Genomic DNA, 25151 nt, shown 5'->3' with positions numbered 1-25151 from the left:
ATAAACCCGAACGTGTGACGTTTGGCACCCAGGTACTTTTGTCAGGTAGTAATTATCTGCTCAACCTTTATCCCTGATTGCCAGACTCCGCCATGAAATGTATTTCTTTATTCACACTCATTATTTCTTTTTTGCATTTAGGCCCGCACGGCTTTGCACAGAACAAACTGTCGGTCGGTGTGAGATTTATGCCCTCGGCCACGATGTTTCGTTACGATACCGGTATTCCCATCGCCGATTTCCTCAAAATCGCGCCGCATTATTCCCGAATTCGTACTGCCCAGGGTTTGGGCCTGAGCTACAACCCGACCCGAAAACTCAATGTCGGATGCGACCTGCTTTTTGCTTTTCAGGGTGGTGGATTTGAACAAAGGCGAACAGATCTCGGCTACCTGAATCTACCATTCTGGGTCGGATATAATACGGCACCGGAAAAGAAGCTGATTTTTACCATTCAGTCGGGCATACAGCTTTCATATCTGACCCAAGCGAAACTCAGCTATGAGCATGGCGCGTCGGCCAATATTACCCCATACCTCCGTAAAACGACGATGGCGGTCCCCTTTGCTGCGGGTTTTAAATTTAAGTTGACGCATTCATACTACCTCTCGACACAGCTTTACCTGTCTTCCGATCTGAAATCAATTTCCAAAACCAACAAAGAATTCGGGGTATATAATTATGTATTCCCGGGCCTTAGAATTGCCCTTGACCACAATATTTAACAGCCATTGAAATTCATACAGACATGTCTTCATTTAAATACTCCCTGCTTTTCATCCTCATCGCTGCCTTATGTTGTTCCTGCGAAAAAAAGGTGCCCGCGCCCAGAACAGTCAAAGAAGCGGTCGACCATGCGGTTTATCCCTACATCGCAACAGGTGCGAACGTCGGCGTCATCGTCGGGGTCGTCAAGGATGGCGACAGGCAAATATTCAGTTATGGTGAAAAGGAACCGGGCGCTCCGGATCCGATCGAACCGACGTCAGTTCTCGAAATCGCATCCATTACCAAGACATTTACCGCCATCGCGTTGGCGAATATGCACTTGCGCGGAGAGCTGAACCTGGACGACCCCATTGAAAAGTACCTGCCTGCCGAAGTGAAAGTCCCTTCGTTCAACGGAAAAAAAATCACCCTGCGACACCTGGCAAACCATACATCGGGGTTTCCCAGGCTGCCTTCCAACATCGACGACGACGCCTACAACCCCTACATAGGCTATACCGAGCAAAAGATGTATGAATTTGTCAACGGCTACACCCTCGACCGCGAGCCCGGCAGCAAGCTCGAATACTCGAATGTGGGGTATGGACTATTGGGACAGATCCTGAGCAACCGGTACAAGTCGGGTTACGAGGAAATGATCAGCCACAATGTGCTGAGGCCGTTGGGCTTGACACACACCACAGTTTCATTCACCGAAGAGCAGATGTCAAACCTGGTCAGCGGCCACCATGGGAATAAGCCTGTCGAGTCGTGGAGCAAATATATGGCCAACATCTTCCAGGGAACCGGATCGCTGATTTCCAGTCTGAACGACATGCTGACTTTCCTCGAGGCGAATATAGGCCTGGTCAACAATCCACTCAAAGAGGCCATCAGTCTCACCCATCAACGTACATTCACCCACAATGGAGACCACCAGGACGGTATTGGACTCGGGTGGACGCTGGTTGCATATGATCAAAAGAACTACATCTGGAAAAACGGCGGAAATGGCGGTTACACTTCTTTTATAGGGTTTGACGAATCGTCGAAGACCGGCGTGGTAATCCTGTCAAACTCTTCGCTGAACCCGGACCCGTTCCAGACTCAAATGGGGTTTGAGATTCTGCGGGCGATAAATGGCAAGTTATAACCGGACATGAAGAGAAGATATGGAAGTCAAATCCCATATCTTCTCTCCATGTCTGAATACTCTTTGTTTTATATTTCACCACAAGCACCTTGATCTGTACATAATTGCTGTTCGCCATAGAAGGTGAAGGCTTCCCGTACGTTAAACATTGAAAATAGGGATTAAAATTTAGTGATTTTATGAGGTATTTACGCAGTGATCGAACAAGAAATAAGGTCTGATAACTATTATTTTCATCCACCCTCGCCGGGTATGGCGAAATCGGCTAAATATAAATCTACTTTGGCACGCTTTTCTGCGGACTCATACACAGCAGCGATAATTTTCATATCCCGGAGTCCCATTTCCGCCGGTACACGCGACTCCTTACCAGTGACCACGCAGAGCGCGAAATCATCCATCTGCAATGCCTGTTGATTAACGGGCCTGCACTGCATTTCCCCCTCCGAAGTTCGGCCCTTTAACCCTTCGTATTCATACGCAGGATCAAGTTCGAACCAGCCCGATTCTGCCTCCGCCCGCATCAGATTCTGATTTTTTGAATAGCTGCTTTCGCAGTCGGCCACTACGTTGTCCCCGAAATACATCGTCCAGGTGATACCCTCCTCTACTCCCCGGAATTTTTCTGGATCGGTTTTGGGCGTAAACCTGGCGTCGACCGCAGCGGGCAGTTTGCCGGTGATATAAATGGCAGCCTGGATGCAGTAAATACCATTGTTGACCAACGGTCCACCACCCGACCGGGCCGGATCCAGCCGCCATTGGTCTTTTTCGCCGATCTCCATGCTGTCCAGCAATGTCAGATTTCTCACCTGACCGTATTTCTCGCTCCGGCCCAGCCGCATCATTTCCTGGTTGAACGGATCGAAATGCAGCCTGTAACCCATCGAAAACCGCATTCCGGTCTCCCGGACCGTTTCAATGATTTGCTCACACTCGGCCACGTTCATCGCCATTGGTTTCTCACAAATGACATGTTTACCGGCTTTCATCGCGCGTATGCTGTACTCGGCGTGCAGGCTGTTGGGAAGCACAATATACACGATATCGATCCGCCCATTTTCAGCGATCGAATCAAAATTTTCGTAGCTATAAAGGCAATCGTCCGTCAAACCGAACTCGTTGTTGTATTGATCCAGCTTCCGCGGGTCGCCACTCACGAGTCCGGCCAGAAAACAGTTTTTTGTTTCTTTCAGTGCAGGCATCAATTGGCCGGTCGCATACTCTCCCAGTCCGACCAGGGCCACTCCCAATCTTTCTTTTCCACGTTCCATTGTGTCGATATTTTTTACAACAGCCATATCCGTCATGTTTTAAGTCCAATATTTCCGCCGCGCAGATTTGCGAACCGGCATTTGTAAATAAATGTGCCAGAAAGGCTTCCTGTGCCCTTGCCGTATGCCAATCCGGCATTTGGAAAAGTAATTCCTGAATTGCTGAGCAGTACTAAAATGTTCTACCCTACACAACCTATAACCGGACATTTTACCGTCCGCAAATGAACATTTCATATTGCCTACCCGAAAATCAACTAACTGTTTTACAACAAATTAAACTTCCAACAAAACGCTGGCAAAGTATTTTATCAGCAAATATGAAACTAATTGAACGTATGAACAGGGCCTACTTAGGAGAGTTTGAAGAAATTGTGCTGCTTTCCACGGCCGCGCTCGACGGACGTGCATATGGCGTGGCGCTCGTGCATGAGATTACGGAAACCACCGGGCGTCTGGTGAGGTTGAATCAGGTCCACTCCGCACTGCAACGGTTGGAGGAAAAAGGGATGGTCAAATCCGCGATGGGCGAGCCTACTGCGGAACGCGGTGGCCGCCGCAAGCGCCTGTATACGATTACAGCCTACGGCGAGCGCACGCTTACGCAAGTGCGCGAAGTGCGCGAAAATCTCTGGTCCCGTCTTGCCAAACCGTTTAAACTCGTGATCGACTTATGAAACCGCCCCTGCCTCCTCAGCCGCCCGCCTGGGCCGATAAGCTGCTGAGCCTGATTTGCAACCCATACTTTCTGGAGTCGATACTGGGCGACCTGCATGAAGAGTTTGACTACCAGGTCCGCCGCTCCGGCGAACGGAAAGCGCGGCTGCGGTACTGGCGCGAAGCTCTGGGTTTTCTGAAATGGAGGTATATCAAAAGACCTGAAAACTACTATCCATCCACCTTTTTATTCGGCCATGATATGCTCCATAATTACTTCACCATCGCCCGGCGGACCCTCGTCCATAACAAGATCTACTCGTTCATTAATATTGCCGGACTGAGCATCGGGCTCGCCGCCGCTATGCTGATTTTGCTTTATACGAAGGACGAGGTCAGTTTTGACCAATTTCATGACAACAATCCAAACATTTATCGCATCACCAACAAATACATCTCCCCCGACGGCAAGCAGGTCGGCTCGATGGGGAACACGGGCTATGTTGCCGGCCCGAAATTTGCCGCAAGTGTGCCGGAAATCAAGGCATTTGTGCGTTTCCACGGTTACCGGAACGATGTCAAAAAGGGTCATGAAATCAGGAGTGAAGAAATTTTTCGTGCGGACTCTGCCTTTTTTTCGATATTCTCTTTTCCCTTGCTGAGCGGTGACCCGAAAACTGCATTGAGAGAACCCCGGTCGGTAGTACTCTCTGAAGAAATGGCTGAAAGGCATTTTGGCAGTAAGAATGTGCTCGGAAAGACGATTTTGATGAAAGACAGCTTTGACAAAGACGCTCGCTTTGAGCCTTATAACGTAACGGGCGTGGCCAAAAAACTTCCCCAGAATTCGTCGATCAGGTTCGATATGGTCATTCCGATGATCATCGGGCCGGGAGAAGTCCATCGCGCTACAAACTGGTTCAATACCTTCATGAACACGTTCGTCCTCCTCGCCCCGGGAGCCAACGTGGCGCAGGTCGAGCGGAAAATGAACCTGGTGTACAATGCCGACGCTAAAGAAGCCATTAAGGAAGTGGCACTGAAATACGGTATGAAGGACCGGAAAGTCTATACCCTTCAACCCTTTACGGATATGCACCTGAGCGCCGAGTTACCCTCTGACGGCGGCCTGGTGGGGCACAGCAATCCGCTGTGGTCATACATTCTCAGTGGCATCGCGGCTTTTATTCTTATCATTGCCTGCATCAACTTCATAAACCTGACTATCGCCCGCTCGCTGAAACGTGGGAAGGAAATCGGCATCCGTAAAGTGGTTGGAAGTGGCCGTATACAGTTGGCGATGCAGTTTCTCGGTGAATCCTTCCTGCTTTGCATGATTGCATTCGCTTTTGCGCTTTTGCTTGTCCAGCTTGCATTGCCTGCATTTAACGACCTCGCCAACAAGGCCCTGTCCCTTTCGTATCTTTTGGATACTGACCTTGCACTGGGCTACATCGCACTTTTGCTGGTCACCGGTTTACTGGCCGGTTTTTATCCGGCGATTGTGTTATCAGGTTATAATCCTGTCAAAACGCTTTACCATCGTATGCGGTTTTCGGGCAAAGGCCATTTACAGACTACCCTCGTGGTACTCCAGTTCGCCATCGCTTCCTTTCTAATCATCGGAACGCTCACGATTGACTCCCAGTTTAATTTCCTGATCAACAAAGATTTGGGCTACAACGACGAGCATTTGATCAGCATCGAAAAGCCTAACCTCACCAGGGAGCAAGCGTATCTGCTAAGGCAAGAACTCCAAAAACACCCCAACATTATTGCGGTAGCACCCAAGAATGCCGGCCGGTGGAACACAGCGGCAAAGGTCAACAGAGGCGATGAGATTCCTTTCACGTACGAAACGATCGACCCTGAGTATTTGCCCGCCATCCAGGTGCCCGTTGTGGCAGGCCGTAATTTCTCGGCTGCATTTCCGGCCGATTCAACCCACTCGGTACTGGTGAACGAAGCATTTGTCAGGCAGGCGGGATGGAAAAATCCGATCGGCCAAATCGTGGATTTCTCGTATGAAAATTTCAAATGCACGGTCGTGGGCGTTGTAAAAGACTATCACTACACCGATTTAAGCGAGAAAATCGGCCCCCAGCTCTTCACGATGCGGCCAGCTAACCCATACGGAAGGTTTTTGGTCAAGGTCAAACCCGGAACCGAAACTTCCAGCCTACGGCATATCACCAAAACTTACTCCACGCTGTTTCCCCTCAATCCATTTGTTTATCGGTTCATGGACCATGAGAATATGAAACAGTATGGATACGAGGCTAAATGGAGGCAAATCATGCTCTTTGGTACGATCCTCACGATTTTCATTTCATGCACCGGGCTTTTCGGGCTGGCTACGCTTTCGGCCGAGCGACGCAGCAAGGAGGTCGGTATTCGCAAGGTCATGGGAGCGTCGGTGGCCAGCATTACCCGCCTGCTGACTTCCGATTTTCTGAAACTGGTCCTGGTCTCCTTTGTTTTCGCATTTCCTCTGGCTTACTGCGCCATCTACAAATGGTTGCAAAACTATCCCTACCGGGTTGGTGTCGATGCATTCATATTTTTGAAAACCGCACTATTAGCCCTGCTGGTAGCATTTCTGACAGTCAGCTTTCAATCCATGCGGACCGCCTTTATGAACCCGGTAAGGAGTTTGCGAAGCGAATAAAGGTCAGGGGAGAATGATCATTATACCGCAGTTTCTGCCCATTCATTTGTGGTAAACTGCGTGTAACATGCCTTCACAAGGCCCAGAGTGCCTTTTTCCGGAAAGGATTGATTTTTTCGATAAAAATATTTATAATAAGTCTAAATAAACTATTTTTGCGGAAATTTCATCTATTCCCAACATCAATGCACCCGAGAGTTATACTTATTTTTCTACTATCCATTTTTGTATTATCCCAAAATCTGGTTGCTCAAACAGAAAGAGGAACGGTAAAGGGTATCGTTAAAAATTCGTTCAATCAACCCGTCCCGTCGGCCCATATTTTGATTAAAGGGAGCGGCTTAGGCGCTCAGACCGATGAAAATGGGGCTTTTGTCGTAACAGACCTCGCTCCCGGCGCTGTGGTCTTCACAGTATCCTCGCTGGGCTTTGCTCCGCAGGAGAAAAAAGTCCGGATCGGCTCAGGAGAGGTCACGACCATCGAATTCAACCTCGAACAAAACACATCCCAACTGGACGAGGTAATCGTATCGGCCAGTCGCAGGGTTGAATCGCTCTCTGAAACGCCATCCTCGGTAACGGTAATCAGCCCCAGGGAAATTGACGCTCTTTCTACGGTCAGCCCCAATATTGCCAACATAGTGGGATATGCCGTTCCAGGGCTGGGCTCACCGACCAATCAAACCGGTAATTACGGCCAAACCCTTCGCGGGAGAAACCTGCTTGTGCTAATCGACGGCATCCCGCAATCCACACCGCTTCGCGCAGGCGGAAGGGACATTCGCTCGATTGATCCTTCTGTGATCGAACGGGTTGAAGTAATAAAAGGGGCGACGGCCATATACGGAAACGGGGCCGATGGAGGATTGATCAACTACATCACCAAAGTGCCCAGAGACGGGCGAAAAATCGGCGGACTTTCTCAGGTCGGCCTGACCGGAAATACCAAAGGGGATAGCACTATTGGGTTTCGCGTGTCCCAGCAACTTTTCGGGCAACTCAATAAGTTCGACTATGTGGTCAGTGGCATGTATGAAAAAACGGGCGTTTACCGTGATGCCGAAGGCCTGGTGATTTCACCTGAATATGGCCTTGGCGAAACGAAAATATACAATGCTTTTACCAAGCTGGGCTACAATTTTTCCCAAAATCAGAGATTGGAGTTGATGTACAACTTTTACAGCTCAAATCAGCATTCCGCTTTTGTTTTGAAAAACGGTGTGTTCGGGAAAAGTCCCGCCATCGGGGTTCTTGGAAAGAGGGTCGGGATCGATGAAGGTACAAGGCATAACCACAATCTTAACCTTCAATATACCAGCAAAGAAATCTTTGGCAAAACAAGCCTGACAGCCAACGTTTACTTGCAGGACTTTTGGACTGTATACTCCAATTCCGCCTCCTTCTACGGCAGCGGCCAGTCCGAAATTGTTTCCAACAAAAAGGGTCTGAGAGTTAATTTAAACACTCCCTTACGGTTAACCGACAAAATTTCTGGCGATGTGACTTATGGTTTTGACCTTTTGAATGATAAAACCGCGCAGAGCCTTGTCGACGGAAGGGTGTGGGTCCCCAAAATCGATATGCGTAACCTCGCACCCTACGCGCAGCTTTCAGTCCAGTGGTTTGACCACCTGAATTTGAAAGCCGGCGCCAGGGCGGAAAACATAAGAATTCAAATTAACGACTATAACACACTGGCCACCGGAGCAAACGGAGCAGGCAGCATTGCGGTGAAAGGCGGGACGCTCAATTATAATGCGCTCGTTTTCAATGCCGGAGCCCGGTATTCGAAGTTTCGCCTCTTTAACCCGTTTGTGAGCTACTCGCAGTCCTTCTCCATTTTTGACTTGGGCAGGGTACTCCGGGCGGCCAAAGAAAGTACGATATCCAAACTGGAAACAAAGCCTATTATCGTCAACAACTACGAAGGTGGTTTCAGTAGCCAACTGGGTAAAGTCGGCCTGACAGCCGCCTACTATTACAGTACGTCGAAACTCGGATCCAATCTGCTGGAAGTAGATGGCGTGTACATTGCTGAGCGTATGCCCGAGCGCGTATGGGGATATGAAGTCCAGGTGGATTATCGCGTGCTTTCCGGGCTGACCCTTGGAGGCAACTATGCTTATGTGGAAGGCAAAGGAGACAAAGATCAGGACGGATCTTTTAGCGGAGAAAAAGACATTTATCTGAATTCCAACCGGATTACACCGGCCAAGATTACCGCATATGCCAAGTTCAATCACAAGAATCTGGGCTTAGACCTTAACTGGATGTACGTTGGAAGTCGCAACAGGTTCAAACCAAATGAAAAAGGTATTTATGCGCTCGGGGAAGCTCCTATCGAATCTTTCAACCTCTGGAACCTGGCAGCTGCCTACAAAATCACCAAACAGTTAAAACTTAGCCTGGGAGTGGAGAACTTGCTTAACACGGCCTACTATCCTACAATTGCACAGTTTTACGGTAATGATGCGAACTACACGCGAGGAAACGGCCGCCGGTTCAACCTTGTTCTCGGCTATGCATTTTAAGAGAGTCGAATCTTAAAATCTGTTTATGGGCAATGATGCGTAAAACACACCATTGCCCACGATTTCAGGTCCGGGCCGGAGTTGCCGGGCAGTTTTTGCCGGAGGGAATACCGTTTACCGCTTTTCACTGAAATAGTTGTAAAACACCTCCCCAAGATCTTTTCCCAGTGAAATCCAGTCCTCCGCCAGAGGGGCTTTATTCAATCCGGCGATCCATTCGTAGTTCAGTTCATAAACAGCGGCGTGAATGCCGAAGCGTTCCATAAAACCTTCGCCGAGCGTGCCCGGGTTGCGGAAACTCGGTTTTGTAGAGCCGGCCGTAAACCAGGTGTGTTTGCGCAACAGCATTTCCAGCTTTTCCATATTGGAGAGATAGGCGCTGATGTCGCCGTCGGGGCGGCTGATGTGCAGGTAGCCGCCGGCATCGTTATGGATGTCCAGGGCCAGGTGGGGCCGTTTATTGGCCTTGATCATGCGGTGCAGCCATTGTTCGAGATAGTAGTTCTCGGGGGCGATGAGCGAATCGGCGGGAACGTCCCATTTGCGGTTCAGGTCGTAACCGTTCGCGTTGAAACGCGTTTTGCCGCGCGCCACGCCGTCTTTGTTGGCCATCGGGAGAATATATACGCAATAGCTTTTGAGGTAACGTTTGGCAACCTCGTCGTTGCTGAGCAGTTTCTGCACCAGTCCTTCCACGGTCCAGTTCCCGCCCGCCTCGAACGCATGCGCGCGGGCCCGCAGGAAGAGCCGTTTCGGCGCATTCTCGTTGCCAATGCGCACGATTTCCAGCGAGCGCCCTTCGGATGTTTTCCCGATGGTAGTCACACTGGCATGCTTATCCTGCCTGACGCGCGCCAGCATTTTGTCCAGGTCGCTGATCCGGTATGGCTCCACGCTCGCAATGTAGGCATGCGGCGCCTCCATTTTGAATTTGATAAACACCCTGCGGCCCGGCAGCGGAATCACCGAACGGCTTTCCCACTTTTTATTGTCAAAAGAAACTACATACCGCGACTTCTCCGAAAGGTCGCTGGCAAGCCTGCCGTTCCAGATGTTATCGAAATTTTCGAGGATCAAAGTCACCTCGGTACCCACAGCGGCTTCCACCCGGAAATGGTAATGGTTTACGGCCCGGTTTGGTGAGAAGCGCTCATGGTCGTACACCATCTGCCCGATCACCCGCCCCGCCGAATCGATACGCCAGTTCATGGGCGAGGCGTTTTCGAAGCCGGTGTTGATAAATATTTTGGGGGTCACAATGCTGTCGGCGGTCGCGCGGCTATGCGAGCCCTCCCGTGCGCCAAATGCCGCCCCTACCAGGTGTGACAGAACGAAGATGAAAAATGCAACTTGCTTCATGGTGATAATGATTGAATGATTGAATGACTGAATGACTGAATGATTGAATGGTTGAATGGTTGAATGACTGAATGATTGAATGAACCGCCGTGGAACGGGAATGAGTGAATGAATTTTGAATGAGCGAAGGAGCCGCCTTGGAACGGGGAACGAGTGATTAGATTTATTCAGAAGATTCACAATGACAATACCTGACTATTCTTGACATTCAGTCATTCAGTCATTCAGTCATTCAGTCATTCAATCATTAAAAACTATACCCCGGATTCTGCTTGATCCCGCTCGGATTGATATCGATCTGCGTCTGCGGGATGGGGAAAATGGCATTGAAATCCTGCACGACCGTAGCTTTGAAATGCGCATTCATCACCACCACCTCCCGTCCGGTACGCACGAGGTCGAACCAGCGGTGGCCTTCGAATGCCAGCTCCACCTGCCGCTCGTGCTCGATGGCCAGTGCAAATGCCGCTTTGGACAAGCCTGCGGGTAATGCGGCCAATTTCGCCCGCTTCCGTACCACATTAATGGCCTCGTAGGCCGCAGGGGCGGGGCCGTCGGTTGCATTCACGGCCTCGGCGTACATGAGCAGCACATCGGCATAGCGCAATACCGGCCAGTTGTTGTCGGCATCGCCATCGGAGAAGGGTGTGTCCTGAAATTTAAGTGTGTAAGGATCAGCCACATATTTGCCGGTCACATTGTCGGTGTAACCCAATGATAATGAAACATTTTTACGGTAGTCGCCTGCTTCGTAGGCGGCAATGAGATCGGTGGTGGGCAAATGCCGCCCACCGGCAAAGCCGACTTTAATCACCGAGCTACCCGAGTTGCGCGGGGCGAAATTGTTATAAAAACTGCTGCCGGTACCTGTCCCGCCTTTTTTGAATTGTACTTCAAAAAGGGACTCCGCATTGTTCGCATTGGCAACGGGCCAGAGCGCCGCATAATCGTCGAGCAGCTTGTAGGTTCCCGCGTCGATCACTTCTTTCAGCTTATCTTTTGCTTTGGCAAAATCGCCGGTGGTGAGGTACACCTTGCCGAGCAATGCCCTGGCCGCACCGCGCGTGGCCCGGCCGATGTCGTTGCCGGAATAGGAAACGGGCAACTTTTGCTCAGCGTCCGTCAGATCGGCGATGATCTGGGCGTACACTTCCGCTTTCGGCACACGGGGCTGGCTGTAACCTTCGTCTACCGATTTGGTTTCGGACAGCACGAGCGGCACGTCGCCGAATGTACGTACGAGGTTGAAATACTGCAATGCACGCAGGAAACGCGCTTCACCGATAAACCGCTGCCGTAACGCATCGTCCATCTGCGCACCGCCGATATGGTCGAGCACGGTGTTCGCGGCGAGGATGCCGCGGTAGGTATCCACCCACATTACGCGGATAATCTCGTTGGTCGAAGCCATTTTGAACTGGTCGAGCTCGGCGTCGGGCAGGTTTCCTCCGCCTTCCCAGTTCATGGTGTTATCCGAGCGCACTTCGGCCACGTTGTAATAGGCGTAGCCGTATTCGCCGGCATTGGCGAGCATTCCGTAGGCGGCCGTGACGGCGGCCTGCATATCGGAGGCGTTTTTGTAAAAGTTGTTCACGTTGGTGGCGTCGATGGGCGCGAGCTCCAGAAAGCCCGAGCAGCCCGAGGCCAGCACGCACAAGGAGCCGAAAATGATGGTATTGAGTTTCATAAGTTCAGGTCGGGTTTAGAATGTCAGGTTCAATGCGAGGGTGAATGTGCGGGCGAGCGGATAGCCGTTGAAATCGACGCCCGGTGTGAGCGAGCTGCTGCCATTGAGGCTCTGCTCGGGATTATAGCCGCGGTAAGGCGTGAATGTGAGCGCATTCTGCACAGAAAGCGTCACAGCCGCATTTTGCAAATACACCGATTTCGAAATGCTTTCGGGAAGGTTGTATCTCAAATTGATATTCCTGATCCTAAAAAACGAAGCATTCTCGACCAGCAAACTCGACACGTAACTCACGTTCCCACCCGTAGGCGCCACGTTCGCGCGCGGCGTGCGCCCATCGCCCGGCTGCGAGGGCGATTGCCAGCGGCCGAGTACGTCTTTCCGGGCGTAGCTGCCGTTTACCAACCCGATATTCCGGCGGGAGCCATTCAAAAGCTGGATACCCTGCACGCCATCGCCCAATATACTGAGGCTGAACCGGCCGTAGGAGAAATTGTTGGTGATGCCGTAAAAAAAATCGGGGCTGTTGTCGCCGATAATGGTGACGTCGCTGGGTGTAATAGCGCCGTCGCCGTCGATATCGCGGAATTTGAGGTCGCCCGGGCGCAAGCCATTGGCCCCTCCCACCCTCGGGCTGTTGTCCACATCCTCCTGCGACTGGTACACACCGATCGCATCATAACCCCAGAAGCTGCCGATCGGCGAACCGATTTTGGTAATATGCGTATTAGGGCTGAATGAAGGGCTTTTCGAGATGATCGGGTTACCGGAAGGTCCCAGTTTGACCACCTTATTTTTATTGAAAGAAATATTAAATGCCGTCGACCATTTGAATGCGCCCGTCAGGTTTTTGGAATGAATACTAAACTCCCAGCCGCGGTTGTTGAGCTTACCGATGTTTTGCAGGGCAGTCTCGTAGCCGGTCGAGGCCGGTACGGGCACATTGAGCAGCAGGTCGGTGGTGTTTTTGTTATAAAAATCAATGGTGAAACTCAGCCGGTTGCGCAGCAATGCAAAATCGACGCCGATATCGAACTGGTGCATCATTTCCCAGCCCAGCTGCTCATTGCTGATCGAACTCGGATAAAGCCCGTACACCAGCGAGCCGGTACCCGCGCCGAAACTGTAACGGCGGTTGGAAAGCAGCCCGATATGGTTATAGTTACCGATCGTGTTGTTACCGGCCAGGCCGTAGCTCGCCCGCAGTTTCAGGTCGGTTACCACGTTCTGCGATTTCATGAAATTCTCCTCCGAAAGGTACCAGCCCACGGAAGCCGACGGGAATGTGCCCCATTTGTTACGTGCCCCGAAACGCGAAGAGCCATCGCGCCGCATGGTGGCCGAAACGAGGTATTTGCCCCCATAAGTGTAATTCACCCGCGCCAGCAGCGACAGCAGCGACCATTCCGACGCATAGGTACCGCCGCCCGTCACCTGGCCGCCGTTCAAGGTCGGAATAAGGTCGGTCGGGAAGTTGGTGGCATTCAATGCTGCGGATTCTCCGTGTGCTTTTTGGGAGGTAAAACCCGCGAGCAAATCCAGCTCATGTTTGGTATTGAATATTTTCTTGTAGCTCAAAATATTCTCGTTCAGCCAGTTCAGCTCACGACCGGTAGAAGCTATGGCCCTGGCCTGGACTGGCGCAGGGACGCCATTCCAGCCTAAATCAGAGGGATAATAGGCATTCTCGCGGGCGTCGGAATAATCCAGACCGAACGAAGTGCGGAATTTGAGGCCGTCGAGCAGCTTCACTTCGGCATACACATTGCCTAATGTGCGGAAAACGGTGCGCTTGTCCTTGATCTTGCTGGCAATAGCCACGGGTTGTCGATCACGCCGATGTTGTACGGCGACGGGCCGAGCAGCGTCGTAAACGAGCCGTCGGGATTATAGACCGGCACTGTAGGCGGCAGCGATAGTGCCGAGCCGAGGATACCGCCGGTGAATACCTGGTCTTCCACAGGCAAAATGCGGCTTGTCGCAAACGAAGGCGAGAGGTTCATGCCCACACTCACATTTTTGGAAATATGGTGGTCGAGATTCACCCGCGCCGAATACCGCTCGAAACCGGTTTTCATCACAATGCCGTCCTGCTTGAAATAGGCCCCGGACATAAAAAAGGTCGTTTTATCATTCCCACCCGAAACCGAGAGCTGGTGGTTTTGAATGGCGGCAGTACGGAAAACCGCGTCCTGCCAGTCGGTACCTTTGCCGAGCGACTGCGGGTTCATAAACATTTCCGGGATTTGCAACGCCGCGGGCCGCACGTCGTTCGGATCGGTGGCCTTGCCGCCTTTGTCTACCCAGGCATTATTGCGGGCTTCGGTGTTGTACTCCGCATATTCCCGCGCATTGAGCATATCTATTTTGTTCGCCACCTGCTGAAAACCATAGTAGGTATCGAGCTGCACCATCGATTTGCCCGACTTGCCGTGTTTGGTGGTCACCAGCACTACTCCATTGCTACCCCGCGAGCCGTAAATAGCCGCCGCGGAGGCGTCTTTGAGTATTTCAATGGATTCAATGTCGTTGGGATTGATGGACGAAAGCGGGTTGAAATTGCTGTTGAAATCGCTCGAAACCGGGAAGCCGTCGATCACGTACAAAGGCTCGTTGCCCGCGCCTATGGAGCCCGTCCCACGTACGCGCACGGACACGCCCCCACCCGGCGCACCTTTCGTCTGCGCCACGTTCACGCCCGCGATCTGCCCGCCCAGCGCCTGGTCGAGGCTCGTGAGGGGCTGACTGGCCACATTTTTCATCGGTAACGAGGCCACCGAACCGGTAATGCTGCTTTGCTTCTGGGTACCATAGCCCACTACCACCACGTCGTTCAAAGCCTTGGTGTCGACGGTCATGCCAAAGTTCAGTTCCGCATTGTTACCGACCACGATCTCCTGATTTTTATAGCCTACAAAACTCGCGACGATCACCAGCTCGCCGTTCCCTGCCAGCGACTCGGGAATACTCAGGCGGAACTCACCGTTGGAATCGGTAGTTGTGCCGGTCTGCGAGTTTTTGACGATAATGCTCACCCCAGGGAACGGGCTGCCGTTTTCGTCGGTCACACGGCCCCGCACAATGCGGTCAGCGCTGACGGGCAACGGCTCGATACTCCGCCGATTGAGCTGGATTAACGGCTGCGGCTCAGGAGTGCGACTCGGAAGTACTGTTTCCGTAGCAGGCATTTTTACAGTCTTTTTCAGTACGATATTCCGCTGGAAGATTTTGTAAGAAAGCGGCGTATCCTTGAAAACAGCATTCAAAAGCGCGTCGATCGACCCGTTTTTCAGCTTCACCGACACTTTTTTGGAAGCGGGCAAATCGAGCTCGTCGTACAAGAACAGGTATCCCGTTTGCTGCTCGATGCTTCGCATAGCGGTTTGCAGCGGGACATTTTTGGCTTGAAAGGAAATCTTTTGACTAAACCCGTCCGCGGTTACGTGGGAGAGGGTTACGATGAGCAAAAGCATGATCCTGGTCATAGTCATAAGTGTTTGGGCGACAATATGCGCCCTGCCGCCCGCCGGAAAGCGGGGCAGAAGGTTAATTTTCATAACTTTGTTAAAGTTTAGGAATGGCAAAATGACTTTTTCAGAGAAGCTGGTTGCGCCTGAACTACGGGGAAAATGTTAGCGCATTTTCCCTTTTGTTTTAGCACCGGCATTTCAGGGCGGAATGTGCGGTTTGTTTAGCATGGGGTTTATGAGTTTTAGAGTTTATGAGTTTAGAGTTTATGAGTTTAGGGTTTAGAGTTTAGAGTTGAGGGCTGATGAGTTGAGAGTTTATGAGTTGAGAGTTTATGAGTTTAGGGTTTAGAGTTTAGAGTTGAGGGCTGATGAGTTGAGAGTTATGAGTTGAGGGTTGAAGAGTTGAAGATTAAAAGTCGGAGGTCGAACTTTAAACTTTAAACTTTAAACTTTAAACTTCAAACTCATTAACTTTAAACCCTAGTCACTATACGCAAACTACGGTTCAACCACAATCGTATTGCTTTGCACACTGCATTTTACGCCAGCATACTGCAGCATTCCCACAATCTCGGAAAGGTTCACATTGCGCGATACTCTACCTGTGAACTGCCGCACGGGCACCTCGCCACGGTAACTCACCTCCACGTCATACCAGCGCGAGAGCTGCCGCATGACGTCCTTCACACCTGCATTTTTGAAATAAAACATACCTTCTTTCCACGCCACGGCTTCGTCCACCGGCTTGAAGGCCATCTCGATGCGCCCACCGGGCATTAGTGCAGCCTGCTGGCCGGGCCGCAGCAGGGCACGCTCGCTTTGGTTGCGGATGGCTACGGAACCTTCTACCAGCGTCGTTTTCGACACCCGTTCATCGGCATAGGCCATCACATTGAAACTCGTGCCCAGCACCTGCACTTCCGAGCCATTGAAACGCACGGTGAACGGTCTGGCCTTGTCTTTGGTCACTTCAAAATAGGCTTCACCCGTAATTTCCACGCGGCGCTCTGAAGCCGGAAAAACGGATGGGAAGCGAATGGAGGACGACGCATTGAGCCACACCTTGCTGCCATCCGGCAGCTGCACCTTATACTGCCCGCCCCGGGGTGTGGTTACCTTGTTGAAACCGGTCGACGCAACTGACTTTACTCGGCTGTTATACACCACGAGCCCGTCCTCCTGCTTCGTAATTTCTGTATTCCCCTGCCGGGCCACCAGCCCGCTTCCGATACGGTCCAGCTCGATGCCCTTTCCGTCTGCAAGCGTAAGCAATGCTTTATTACCGCCGGGCGCTACATCGTGGTTTTGAATGGTTTCCGTTGCCACCGGCTTTTCTGGCGCATTTCTTCTGATTATCCACAATCCAGCCACCACCGCGAGCACGGCCGCCACCGCCGCATACCTCACCCAAATACCCGCACGCCAATGTCTGCGCTGCCTACCCGCGGCAAGAATGGCGCCCAGCATATCCCGGCTGCGCGACGCATCGAACAATGGCCGCGCGTCGGCCGGTTGAAGCCAGTTGCGTTTCATGGCACCTTCTATCGCGTCATCATGCTGCCCCGACCGGATGTGCCGCATGAATTCCTCCTCCTCTTCGGGCGTGGCCTGGCCAGCGTAATAGCGGTCGAAAAGCTGTTGCAGCCTTTGCGGGTCGTCCTGGTTCATCGATTTAAATCAATTTTCAATCACAGGACAACAGCACCCCTAAAAAAGGGGCTATTGGATTGGAAAATTTTTAAAAGAAAATTTTCAGCACCAGAACCGGGCTCATTTTGGCGCTTTTTCCAATGTAGGAAATGATGGAGGCCGTAGCGATCTGGAGATACTTTTTGACCGTCTCTTTCGACAGCCCCATTTGCAACGCGATTTCATGATAAGACAGCCGCTGGTGCCTGCTCAGCAAGTATACCTGCCGCTGCTGGTGCGGGAGCTGGTCAATCGCCTCGTCGATCAATGCATAACGGTAGTCGTCCGGCTGCTCGGCCTGTCCTTCCTCGGCATCGTCGAGGCCGGTGAATTTCACCCGCTCGGCCGCGATCTTTTTTAGGGCGTTCAACGCCGCGTTTTTGGATATTACAAAAAGGTAGACCGGGAAGTTCTCGACTTCCACAAGCAACTCGCGGTTTCGCCAGATTTTCAGAAAAACGTCATGGACGAGCTCTTCGGCAACTGATTCCGAACGGGTAATGCGGTAAATATGCATTCCCAGTCGCTGGTGATAATGCTCGAAAATCCGCGTAAAAGCCCGCTCGTCCCCCGCAGCGACCTGTCGCAAGAGCGCTTTTTCGTCATTCAATGCGGACCGGTACATGCGTAAATTCGGCAAATGGGTTCGGATATAACTAGTGTACCACTTAAAGCCGGGCTACTCTTAAATCTAATTACCGCCAGTGCACCAAGCCTGCTTTTGAAACAGGTACCCAATGAAAGAGACCAAGCTTGCTGATGAAGCATTTTCCCCAACGTGTTATCTGTAATTGCTACCAATTGTGTCGCGCATTCTGGTGCGGTTTACATGGATAGCATTCGCCAGTGCTTCTATGCCTCTTTGTTATACCTGCTGCGATAGACCTGGGGTGATAATCCCGTGTGTTTTCTAAATACTTCCCTGAATGCTTTCAGGTCGGAATACCCTACTTCGTACATCACCTCGTTCACGGACTTGCGGGTCGTTTCCAAGTTTTTTTTTGCGGATTCTACCTTGACGCGTTGCGCATATTCCAATGGTGTATTCCCGGTCGCTTTAATAAATCTTCTGTCAAAATTCCTCCTTCCGATAAAAAACCGGGACGAGAGGTCTTCGACCGAGATCTTTTCAGTCAATTGACTTTCGATGTAAGCCTGAGCCTGCCGGACCATTTCATCGCCATGTTGCTTCTGTCCTTTGAAAATAATAAAAGGCGACTGGCTGTGCCTGTCAATTTCGATCTGAAAAACCTTCGAACAAAAAATAGCCGTCTGCCGGTTATAATATTTCTCGACAAGGTAAATGACAAGATTCAAAAACGAATAGGCACCACCGTTGGTGTAAATGCCATTTTCGTCAGTGATCAGTTGTGTAGCTTGCAGCTTCACCTTTGGAAAAAGCGCTTTGAATTTATCGGCATAATTCCAATGCGTTGAACAGCTTTTACCATCAAGGATACCAGCTGAGGCAAGCATAAACACGCCGCTGCACATGGTAGCTATTTCTGCTCCGTGCTTGTACCGTTCCAGGATCCACTCGACAATTTCGATGTTACCGTTTTTCGCCGTTTCAAAGCTGCCATCCAGTGATGGAATGACAATCAGGTCGGTCTTACTAATCTCCGAAAAGCACACATCCGTTTTCAAGGAAAACATACCGTCTGCCAGATCGGCCTTACGGCTCAGGCCAGCTATTTCGACCCGGTATGTTCCTTTGTTGCCACTGGCCTCAAAATACTCAGTAGCCCTTGCGAATATTTCGTAAGCACCTGCGATACACGCGACAGTACTCAGGTTAGTCTGGTTATCGGGAGCAATGATGGTAATATGCTTCATGCAGTTTTCCTGCAAAGTTAAGAAAAGCCTCACGTCCAAATCAACCCATCAGAATGTCTATTTCCACCCATATTGAGGTGGGAAATTGTACGTAGTTTTGTCATCGAACTCAAAACATCAACATTAAAAGGATCGACTCATGAAAATTAGGAATTTACTGCTTATGCTATATCTAACCATCGCAAGCCAACTTTCTATGGCACAGACCAACGTATCGGCCCTCGTAAAAGAATGGGAGCGGTCGAAGGCGTATACGATGCAATACCTGGCGGCCATGACGGAGAGTGGGTACGGCTTCAAGCCAACACCTGAAATGCGTTCTTTTTCCGAGCAGATGTTACACCTGGCAGATGCCAATTATGGCCTGGCTTCATCGGCGATGGGTATTCAAAGCCCATTTGCGGTAGGCATTCTGGAGAAAACCAGCGACAAGTCAAAAGCGAATGTAACCCAAGTCGTACTGGCCAGTTATGACTTTGTAATTGACAATTTAAAGGCAATGGCGGACAGCAGTTTGGACGAGTCCGTTAAAATGATTGGAAAATTCGAGATGTCTAAAAGGCTTGCCCTGGCCAAGGCCTTCGAGCATCAGGCGCACCACCGGGGACAGACCACGGTCTATCTTCGCCTGGCAGGCGTTCAGCCACCTCAAGAACTACTGTTTTAAACATCATCGGACCCACTCACCGCTACCGGTCCGGCCGTTTTAGAGCTATTCTCTGATCCGGAAAAGTATGCCGGCAAATCGCTACCGGTCATTGGCGATATCATTTCACCGCGGGAAATGGTAGATACCTTCATGCGCCTTACCGGCCGGAAAGCCGCATACATTTCCGCATTTTCAGCGGAGGAATTGCTGACGCATTTCCCTGATTTTGCTTCCAACGAGGATCTTGTACGTGAGATTTCAGGGATGGTTGCATATGCTTTCGAGTATGGATATTATCGCGAAGACCGTGACCTGCAATGGAGCAGGCAAATAGACCCTGGCGCACTTACCTGGGAGCAATTTTTACGGGTTACTGGCTGGAAGGGGGGCAACAGTACGCTATTAAAGGGTTAAAAAACAGATCGCTGTTTTCAAATCTTTGCCAACATCTCATAGAATTTCGTCACCGCTTTCTTTTCGTATGCTTCTCTGAGGGAAATAATCATAATGGTTCGTCGCATGTGCTTTCCATCGATAGGAATTCCCACCACGCCAGGGTCGTTTACACTGGTCTCGCTGAGTATGGTGTGCCAATGACCTGTTTTAACAATTTCGAATAGCGTAGGAATGTCGTTTATTTCCATGCAAACATTTGGGGTCAGGTTTTTCTGGCCGAATGACTCCTCAAAAAACTGAATGCTGTTGCTGCCACTGAAAGGCAGGGCCAATGGCAGCCCGGCCACTTCGTCGAGTGATATGCTGTTCTTATGAGCGAGCGGAGAATTTTTGGCAGTTACCAGTACCATATTCGCTTTCAAAAGCGTCTGATATTTGAGATGCGGCTCCCGGAGTTCTTCATGAAACGTCAAAATGAAGTCGAAATGGTGCAAATTGAGTCTCTCAAGAAGATCTTTTGTGGTACCAAATACCACCTGAATCTTGATGTTGGGGTACTGGCTTGCAAATTCTATCAGTATTTTGGCAAATAGAATCCGCATGGAGTAAATTACCCCAACAGCGATTTTCCCTGTATTTAAATTTTTCAAATCGCTCAAAAGCAACAGGCCCTCATTGGCTCTGCTTATACTCTGCAAGGCATATTCGCTGAATAACTCACCCGCTTCGGTGAGTTTTATTCTTTTCCCGATGCGGTTGAACAAAGGGACATTCAGCTCTTCTTCCAGTTGCTTGATTTGCTGTGATAGGGTACTCTGACTGATGTTCAGCGCCGCTGCAGCTTCTGTAAAATTCAATAGCTCTTTGGCTTTCAGAAAATATCTGAGCTGGCGTAATTCCATTTTTTCCTAATCGGTTTTTTCGATTGATCCCATCGAAAAATAACGTTTTGCGAATATAGAAAATATTCCAATATTTGCCAACCAACTCAAAATGAACACCTTACTTACCAACCAAAATAATTATGAAATTAAATCTAATGCTCTCATTTGCCTTCCTGACAACTTGCTACGCTGTGTTCGGTCAGGAAAAACAGAAAGTCGCTACCGGGGAAAAAGGCATAACAAAAGTGTCAGTCATGTACCCTTATGCCGAAGGTAAGACCTTTGACATCGAGTATTATGAAAGCAAGCACATGCCTATGGTAGCAAAGTTTCTAGGATCAAACCTGATTAAATACACCATAGAAAAAGGGATCGCTAGCGGCATTCCCAACCAACCTCTGCCCTTCATGGCGATCGGCACATTCTATGTAAATAGTCTGAGCGACTATCAGGCGGCCATCGCGCCAAACAGAGATGCCATTCGAGCCGACTTTTCAAATTACACCAATATAAGTCCCATTATTTTGGTGAGTGAGGTTGTCAAGTAAATTTGCTTCGTGTAGCCGCTCCTACACGATAACTACGCAGGTTCCCGAGTGCGGGCTAAATAGTCTTCCCCGGTGGTTCTATTCTCTCAAATCTTTCGCTCATGCCGCAGGCTAAAATACTAACGTGAAGCACTTTCCCGAAAAAATCAAAAAGCAGCGTAGTTTGCAGGGATATAGGATTTCATCGCCCGTATACACACGAGCCGTTTTCAAAGCCCATTTTTTCTAACAAATAAAGCTAAAAAAACCTTGAAGTAGGTAAAACGGTGTGCCACAGACACACCGTCCGGAATGACGCAGTTCACATGATCCAAAAATGGGAATTTAATCGCCAGTATTCCCGTCTTTATACCGGAAGTTGTCTATCGCGACGATGAAGATGTCAAGAACCAAGTCCCGGGCATTCTGCCGACATTTCCGCCGGTTCCACCGTAGCCAAATTTTACCGGGTTTGCCGGCATGGAACGCAGACGTGCGGCACAACCTTCGGGTTAAACGACATCCTGGCTTCGGCAATGTCCCTGTACCATTGATAATTATACGGCGCTTCCCGCAGCATTTGTGAAGTTTTTACATTTTGTACCAATAAATAGTAATTGGAAAACAGCGGATAATCGAGGTAATCACCATTGTAATTAAACCGGCCGGAGAAATCGTAGGTGACATCGTAGGTATATGTGCCGCCCACCGGGATATCGATAGTGACCTGCGGCAGATCCTCATCCTTTTCAAGCTCAAAAAAACCTGACCGGCTATCATATTCGCCGATAGGCCTTCCTCCCGATTCAGACACCAGATCCTTTCTCAATATATATTTGTTGGAACCGGCGGGTGGCGGGGCAATGCGTTTAATCGTCACCTTGCCTTGAAGACCTATATAGAAGAACTGACTAATGTAACTTATCACCCAATCTCCATATTGTGACTCTATAAGTTTCACATCCGGTTGTCCTGGCGTTACTGTTCCATAATACACGGTATCTCGCCTTCCTGAATAGTTATTGACCCGAAAGAAATCTGCTTTTACAAATTCAAATTCACAATTTACGGCGCGCGGAGTGCCATCTATCCGATTGCAATTGGAAACGGGATCCGGAATGTTATGATCCTGGCAGGAAAATGCCATTGCAGTTAGAAAAATAGCCAAAAGCGCCGCCAGTTTTAACAGGGAATAGTGTTTCATTTGAGTGGTGTTTATAATGTGTACGAAATGTAATCGAAAGTTACAAAGAAGTCTTCGATAATTCGACCACCATCCATCTGAACCATCTACTGACGTTCTTTCGCCTCGAGAGTAACAGGGGTGAAGAAATTCACCAGGTTACCATCAGGATCGCGAAAAAGCAGCGACCGGTTGCCCCATGGCATTGTGGTCGGTGCCTGCACAAGCGCTGGTCCAAGGTAGTCTGCAAGTCGTTCGAAATGCGAATCCACATCGTCGACGCGAAATTCAAGAATCAGCGAACGGTTAGTGGCAGGTGACGCGATGCTGTCGCCACCAAACAACTGCAGCGTTCGCGTGCTTCCAATCGCAAGTACGGCTACCGGTGTGCGGAGCTCTGCAAAATCCTCCGTGTAGCGGACAGCGGAGTAGCCGGTAACCTGCTCGTAAAAATCGACAAGGTGGCCGATGTTGGCGGTGATGATACGGGTCGAAACAAATGTCATAAAAGGGATCGTTCAGTTTTTTAATTCCCAAAGAAATACCCGCCGGTTGACAGCCGTATGTCAGTAGCCACAAAAAACACGCAATATGATTTCCAGCGGGGCTATCGGCTCGCGCCGAAGCAGCTCCCAACTATCATAAAAAATGAACGCCGGGCTGAGCGTCCGGCGTTCATTTCACCTACTTTATTAGTACCCCGGATTCTGAATCAGCTTGCTGTTCTTATTCATTTCATCGAGTTTAATAGGCAGGAAGTAGTTTCTGTCCACCCATTTACGCTCTTGCACTTCAATGATCTTGTAAGTAGGTTTTGCAGCGGTTGTTTTGTCGGGATTTAACTTGTAGGTTGGTTCAACACCCCGTGCGTTGGAATAAACCTGAGGAGCGATCATCCAGCGGCGAACATCAAAAAAGCGCTGCTCTTCGTAAGCCATTTCAATACGGCGCTCATTCTGGTAACGTTTCATCAGCGCTACACCGGTTTCGGTAATATCGGGCATAGCAGCACGTTTGCGGATCATGTTCAGGTACTTTTTTGCCTCGGCTTCTTCGCCCAGGTTGAGGCATGCCTCCGCATAGTTCAGCAAAATCTCTGTATACCGGATAAATCGCCACGGCACCTCAGATCTGAAAAACTGGGCATCCACTGTCGGATCCATAAACTTTTTCAGATAATACCCTGAATAAGTCCCGTTCCAGTCTTCGATAGGTCCTTTACGGGTATCAAGCCCGGCCACAACTTCCACTTTCGAAGTCGTCGGGTTCCATTTTTCCCAATAGCCTGTCTGAATGATCCCTTTGGGGTCTTTGTCAATCACATCGGCCGGGCGCTGTCTCCATGATGCGCCTTCGTATAAAATATCGGAATAGAAACGTGAATCACGCCCAACATACGGATCTGCGGCATGCGCCGGGTTCGACCACGAAAATCTGGTACCGTCCTTCATTTCATAATCATCCGCCAGCTGGCCAAGCGGCGTATTGCCTCCCCAGTTATGGTAGCCATTAGGCCCGTTAGAACGCCCCGGCCATGCGCCGTCATTATCCAGTTTCGCCAGGAAGAAACGTACGTGTATATCCTCCGGCGATTGTTTCGAGACAAACATGTCCGCCCTGTTTTTGGAGGCTTCGGCCAGTGTAGCCGGATTGGGCGCGTTCAAACTGTAAATGTTCAGATCCATAACGGCCTTTGCTGCGGCTTTGGCTGCTCTCCACCTTGCAGCCCGGTCACCGCCTTTGTAACCGATCAGCTCCGGATTGGCGTATCCGGACGCCCAGGTCGGATTAGCATACAAATCACTGGCCGCATACAAAAGCGTACGTGCTTTAAGTGCCAGGGCAGCGCCCTTGGTAGCGCGGCCCGCGTTGGCAGCAGACTGTGTCAGAGGAAGCAACGCAGCGGCCTTATCACATTCATCCGCAATGAATTTGATACACTCTTCATAAGTGTTACGGGGCATGGAATATTCTTCGCCGAGGCCGTACGCCTGGGTTACCAGCGGCACACCACCATAAACGGATACCAGATTATGGTACAGATAAGCCCGTACAAAATGCTCCTCACCCATGTACATGTTCTTGGTAGCCGCATCCAGCATGGTAGCGCTTTCAATTTTGCTGAAAAACAGGTTGGTTGCACGGATATTTTTGTAAACATTGTCCCATACAAAATAGCTGGCCCGGTCATAAGCCCAGTCGTTGATATCACTGGCATTAATAAGACCTTTGGTCACATTTACAACAGGTCCCCAAACAGCCATGGACTCATCGCTGTAAGTAGAGAACATCACGTTGTTGAAGCCGTGGCCCAGCCCCCGGTAGGTGTTGTTGATAAACGTTTGGATCAGCGCCGGATCACTCCATACTGCGGTTTCCGAAAACTGGTCCTGCGGCTGCTTGTCAAGAAAATCCTGATTGCAGGAAGTCAAATTGCCAAAGCTGAGCGCCACTGCTAAAAAAGCTACAATCTTTTTCAT

19 protein-coding genes and 1 pseudogene are annotated in these 25151 nt (G+C 50.2%); 8 read left to right on the top strand and 12 right to left on the bottom strand.

Annotated elements, in window-relative coordinates; all coding sequences use genetic code 11:
* The first annotated feature begins 92 nt into the window (after positions 1 to 92).
* Both ACQ4MZ_RS16895 and ACQ4MZ_RS16890 read left to right on the top strand, forming a co-directional pair.
* On the top strand, positions 93 to 725 hold the full coding sequence (locus ACQ4MZ_RS16895) for an outer membrane beta-barrel protein (protein WP_430846522.1): 633 nt from the start codon (positions 93 to 95) through the stop codon (positions 723 to 725).
* Positions 726 to 748: 23 nt separating this feature from the next.
* Positions 749 to 1861, top strand: coding sequence for a serine hydrolase domain-containing protein (locus ACQ4MZ_RS16890; RefSeq protein WP_430846520.1), 1113 nt, complete (start codon positions 749 to 751; stop codon positions 1859 to 1861).
* Between the two features lie 233 nt (positions 1862 to 2094).
* Here ACQ4MZ_RS16890 and ACQ4MZ_RS16885 read toward each other — a convergent pair whose 3' ends face one another.
* A complete protein-coding gene (locus tag ACQ4MZ_RS16885) occupies positions 2095 to 3162 on the bottom strand; it encodes a Gfo/Idh/MocA family protein (RefSeq protein WP_430846518.1) in 1068 nt (355 codons plus the stop codon).
* A 311-nt stretch (positions 3163 to 3473) separates the two neighbouring features.
* Here ACQ4MZ_RS16885 and ACQ4MZ_RS16880 point away from each other — a divergent pair, with 311 nt between their 5' ends.
* The 3 genes from ACQ4MZ_RS16880 (at position 3474) to ACQ4MZ_RS16870 (ending at position 8991) form a co-directional block, all read left to right on the top strand.
* Positions 3474 to 3812, top strand: coding sequence for a PadR family transcriptional regulator (locus ACQ4MZ_RS16880; protein ID WP_430846516.1), 339 nt, complete (start codon positions 3474 to 3476; stop codon positions 3810 to 3812).
* The gene (locus tag ACQ4MZ_RS16875) at positions 3809 to 6460 is read left to right on the top strand and encodes an ABC transporter permease (protein ID WP_430846514.1); all 2652 of its coding nucleotides are present in this window, start codon (positions 3809 to 3811) and stop codon (positions 6458 to 6460) included. Before ACQ4MZ_RS16880 ends, ACQ4MZ_RS16875 begins: the two co-directional genes overlap by 4 nt.
* A 185-nt stretch (positions 6461 to 6645) precedes the next feature.
* Complete coding sequence (locus ACQ4MZ_RS16870; protein ID WP_430846512.1) at positions 6646 to 8991, top strand: TonB-dependent receptor; 2346 nt, start codon at positions 6646 to 6648, stop codon at positions 8989 to 8991.
* Positions 8992 to 9105: 114 nt separating this feature from the next.
* On the opposite strand, the gene ACQ4MZ_RS16865 is transcribed toward ACQ4MZ_RS16870, so the two are convergent.
* From ACQ4MZ_RS16865 to ACQ4MZ_RS16835, 7 genes are all read right to left on the bottom strand, one after another.
* Entirely contained in the window at positions 9106 to 10350 is a 1245-nt protein-coding gene (locus ACQ4MZ_RS16865) for a M14 family zinc carboxypeptidase (RefSeq protein WP_430846510.1), read from the bottom strand.
* 247 nt (positions 10351 to 10597) lie between these two features.
* Complete coding sequence (locus tag ACQ4MZ_RS16860) at positions 10598 to 12037, bottom strand: RagB/SusD family nutrient uptake outer membrane protein (RefSeq protein ID WP_430846508.1); 1440 nt, start codon at positions 12035 to 12037, stop codon at positions 10598 to 10600.
* A 15-nt stretch (positions 12038 to 12052) separates the two neighbouring features.
* The gene (locus tag ACQ4MZ_RS16855) at positions 12053 to 13858 is read right to left on the bottom strand and encodes a SusC/RagA family TonB-linked outer membrane protein (RefSeq protein ID WP_430846506.1); all 1806 of its coding nucleotides are present in this window, start codon (positions 13856 to 13858) and stop codon (positions 12053 to 12055) included.
* A complete protein-coding gene (locus ACQ4MZ_RS16850; protein ID WP_430846504.1) occupies positions 13807 to 15594 on the bottom strand; it encodes a SusC/RagA family TonB-linked outer membrane protein in 1788 nt (595 codons plus the stop codon). The genes ACQ4MZ_RS16855 and ACQ4MZ_RS16850 overlap by 52 nt, the downstream gene beginning before the upstream one ends.
* A 411-nt stretch (positions 15595 to 16005) precedes the next feature.
* Complete coding sequence (locus ACQ4MZ_RS16845) at positions 16006 to 17175, bottom strand: FecR family protein (protein ID WP_430846502.1); 1170 nt, start codon at positions 17173 to 17175, stop codon at positions 16006 to 16008.
* Between the two features lie 70 nt (positions 17176 to 17245).
* Complete coding sequence (locus ACQ4MZ_RS16840; protein ID WP_430846500.1) at positions 17246 to 17836, bottom strand: RNA polymerase sigma factor; 591 nt, start codon at positions 17834 to 17836, stop codon at positions 17246 to 17248.
* Positions 17837 to 18048: 212 nt separating this feature from the next.
* Positions 18049 to 19032 (bottom strand): GlxA family transcriptional regulator, encoded by a 984-nt coding sequence (locus ACQ4MZ_RS16835; RefSeq protein ID WP_430846498.1) that lies wholly within the window; start codon positions 19030 to 19032, stop codon positions 18049 to 18051.
* A gap of 196 nt (positions 19033 to 19228) precedes the next feature.
* Here ACQ4MZ_RS16835 and ACQ4MZ_RS16830 point away from each other — a divergent pair, with 196 nt between their 5' ends.
* Positions 19229 to 19699, top strand: coding sequence for a DinB family protein (locus ACQ4MZ_RS16830; RefSeq protein WP_430846496.1), 471 nt, complete (start codon positions 19229 to 19231; stop codon positions 19697 to 19699).
* A 36-nt stretch (positions 19700 to 19735) separates the two neighbouring features.
* Positions 19736 to 20095 (top strand): annotated as a pseudogene (locus tag ACQ4MZ_RS16825) (hypothetical protein); the annotation flags it as partial.
* A 17-nt stretch (positions 20096 to 20112) separates the two neighbouring features.
* Here ACQ4MZ_RS16825 and ACQ4MZ_RS16820 read toward each other — a convergent pair.
* Entirely contained in the window at positions 20113 to 20979 is an 867-nt protein-coding gene (locus ACQ4MZ_RS16820; protein WP_430846494.1) for a LysR family transcriptional regulator, read from the bottom strand.
* Between the two features lie 122 nt (positions 20980 to 21101).
* On the opposite strand from ACQ4MZ_RS16820, the gene ACQ4MZ_RS16815 reads away from it, so the two are divergent.
* Positions 21102 to 21509: an EthD family reductase gene (locus ACQ4MZ_RS16815; RefSeq protein WP_430846492.1), complete on the top strand. Its 408-nt coding sequence runs from the start codon at positions 21102 to 21104 to the stop codon at positions 21507 to 21509.
* A 442-nt stretch (positions 21510 to 21951) separates the two neighbouring features.
* On the opposite strand, the gene ACQ4MZ_RS16810 is transcribed toward ACQ4MZ_RS16815, so the two are convergent.
* The 3 genes from ACQ4MZ_RS16810 to ACQ4MZ_RS16800 all read right to left on the bottom strand — a co-directional run bounded on the left by ACQ4MZ_RS16810 (position 21952) and on the right by ACQ4MZ_RS16800 (position 25151).
* On the bottom strand, positions 21952 to 22692 hold the full coding sequence (locus ACQ4MZ_RS16810; protein ID WP_430846490.1) for a hypothetical protein: 741 nt from the start codon (positions 22690 to 22692) through the stop codon (positions 21952 to 21954).
* An 86-nt stretch (positions 22693 to 22778) separates the two neighbouring features.
* A complete protein-coding gene (locus ACQ4MZ_RS16805) occupies positions 22779 to 23177 on the bottom strand; it encodes a VOC family protein (protein ID WP_430846488.1) in 399 nt (132 codons plus the stop codon).
* 186 nt (positions 23178 to 23363) lie between these two features.
* Positions 23364 to 25151 carry a RagB/SusD family nutrient uptake outer membrane protein gene (locus ACQ4MZ_RS16800; protein ID WP_430846486.1) on the bottom strand — a complete coding sequence of 596 codons (1788 nt, stop codon included), beginning with the start codon at positions 25149 to 25151 and terminating at the stop codon, positions 23364 to 23366.

It is taken from the genome of Dyadobacter sp. BHUBP1, from assembly GCF_050587785.1.
In the GTDB taxonomy this organism is placed as follows: domain Bacteria; phylum Bacteroidota; class Bacteroidia; order Cytophagales; family Spirosomataceae; genus Dyadobacter.
Note: the sequence above shows the minus strand (reverse complement) of the source record. Positions and strands in the feature narration are given on the sequence as shown.